The sequence below is a fragment of the Burkholderia sp. BCC1977 genome (genome assembly GCF_905339595.1).
In the GTDB taxonomy this organism is placed as follows: Bacteria; Pseudomonadota; Gammaproteobacteria; order Burkholderiales; family Burkholderiaceae; genus Burkholderia.
Genome location: NZ_CAJPGQ010000113.1, coordinates 1 through 2,253, shown reverse-complemented (window position 1 = coordinate 2,253; position 2,253 = coordinate 1). Strand labels below are relative to the sequence as shown.

The 2,253-nt window shown below is 68.1% G+C and carries 2 protein-coding genes; both read right to left on the bottom strand.

Annotation, left to right across the window (positions count from 1 at the left end):
- Positions 1-20: 20 nt before the first annotated feature.
- Positions 21-752: a helix-turn-helix transcriptional regulator gene (locus tag U5771_RS34910; protein WP_322028145.1), complete on the bottom strand. Its 732-nt coding sequence runs from the start codon at positions 750-752 to the stop codon at positions 21-23.
- A 325-nt stretch (positions 753-1,077) separates the two neighbouring features.
- The gene (locus U5771_RS34905; protein ID WP_322028144.1) at positions 1,078-1,956 is read right to left on the bottom strand and encodes a neutral zinc metallopeptidase; all 879 of its coding nucleotides are present in this window, start codon (positions 1,954-1,956) and stop codon (positions 1,078-1,080) included.
- Between the last annotated feature and the right edge of the window lie 297 nt (positions 1,957-2,253).

Genomic DNA, 2,253 nt, shown 5'->3' with positions numbered 1-2,253 from the left:
GGGTGCGGATGCGGAGAAAACTACAGGAACAACGCGCCGACCAGCTCGGTGCGGTTCGACACGCCGAGCTTCCGGTACATACGCATCAGATGCGTCTTGACGGTCGGCTGGCCGAGCGCGAGATCGCGTGCGATCTCCTTGTTCGAGCGCCCGTCGCGCACGAGGCGTGCGATCTGTTCCTCTCGGTACGTCAGCCGCTCCTCGCAGCCGATCCGGTGAATCCCGCGCCGCACACGCAGCAGCGGGGCCAGCGCGGCTTCGGCGACCGGCTGAAGCCGCGCCAGCGCGTCGATTTCGCCCGGTGCGAACCGGCCCGCCGTGCTGTTGCCGTCCGCGTCGCCCGTCCCGAAGCGCAGCAGCGAAAACGCGCCGACGGTACGACCCGCGTCGTCGCGCAGCCAGATTTCGACGACGTCGGCCACATCGTGGCGTCGCAGGAAACGGGTCCAGTACGCGGACGCATCGCGCCTTTCGTCAGGCAATTGGGACGCGAGCGTCACGACCGCGTGTTGGCCTGCCGCGCAGCGCGACGGGTGAAGCGGATCGAGCATGCGATAGCGCGCAATGTAGGTGCGATGCATCGACTCCGGCATCCCGAACAGCTCGAAATCGGCCGGTTCGCCGCTCAGGTCGAGCCGGTAGAACACGATCGCGGACGGGCTCGCGAATGCGTCGAACGCATCGACGCACGCGCGCAGCGCGCGCTGCCAGTCGGCGGCTTCGTGATCGGCGGAAGCGGATGAGGTCGGCATGATGGGGGCGGCCGGCGGCCGAACGCGTCGAAGTTCGGGCCAGCCTACCCGCGCCGAAACGGGCCGGTGAGCACGAATCGGCAATTCGTATTCGGGGGGATGGATGGCGGGCGCGCCGGCCGTGTAGCGACCACGGAATTCGCGTCAGGAGATCATGCGCCGCGAGCCGTGCGATCGAAAAGGGACGTCGAAGGCGGCGCGAAGCATCGCGCGCCGATCGAGCACGATCGGAAGGATCAGCGAAATGCGCGGAGCGGTCACGCGCGCGGCCACGAAACGGAGGCGCGGCCGCGTGCGCGCCCCGCCCTGTTAGTCGGTGTCCGTATCAGTGCGCGTTTGCGGCGAACGTGTCGCAGGCGCTCACTTCACCCGACTCCATCCCGCGCCGCAGCCAGTACACGCGCTGCTCGCTGGTGCCGTGCGTGAAGCTCTCCGGCACGACGTAGCCCTGGCCTTGCTGCTGCAGCCGATCGTCGCCGATCGCGGCCGCCGCCTTCAGCCCCTGCTCGAAATCGCCGGGCTCCATCAGCCGCTGGTTCGCGCGCTGCGCGTTGTTCGCCCACACGCCGGCGAAACAGTCGGCCTGCAGTTCCATCCGCACCGACAGCGCATTCGAGCGCGCTTCGCTCGAACGACGGCGCGCGGCATCGACCTTGTCGGAAATGCCGAGCAGGTTCTGCACATGATGGCCGACCTCGTGCGCGATCACGTAGGCCTGCGCGAAATCGCCGCCCGCGCCGAACCGCTTGCGCAGTTCGTCGTAGAAGCCGAGATCGATGTACACGTTGCGGTCGCCCGGGCAGTAGAACGGCCCCATCGCGGTCTGCCCGGTGCCGCACGCGGTCGGCGTCGAGTTCGTGAACATCACGAGCTTCGGCGCCTCGTACTGCGCATGCAACTGGGTGTTGAAGACGCCGGTCCAGGTGCGCTCGATATTGCCAAGCACCTTGCGCGTGAACACCGAGCCGGGATCGCTCGCCGGCGCGCCCTGGTGCTGCGTGGGCGCGGGCTGCGCCTGCTGCTGGCGGCCCTGCAGCGCCGATGCGCCTTCGAGCACGACGCGCGGGTCGATCCCGAAGAAATACGACGCGGCCAGCGCGACCACGATCGTGCCGATGCCGATCGTCGCGCGTCCGCCGCCGAACCCGCCGCCACCGCGTCGATCCTCGACGTTCACGCTTTCTCTTTCGTCGTCCAGCCTCATTGCCGGCCCCTCCCTGTTCTTGTCGATGGTCCGGCCGCGCGATGCGCAACCGGGCGATCAGCCACCGCGACATACACCATCGGCAGACGCGATGCATCCGTATCGGGCACACGCTCACGCCGATATCGCCGCCGCTCCGCTTGCACGACGGAATCGGCCGGCCGGCGCGCCCGGCACCGGTGCACGGGCTCGCCCGCGCTATTCTGCCGGGCTTTCGCGGCTTATCCCAAAAATGTGGAGGATAGATCGATTCGGCGCCGAACATCGTCAGCCTTTGCAAAATGGCCGCGATCTTGC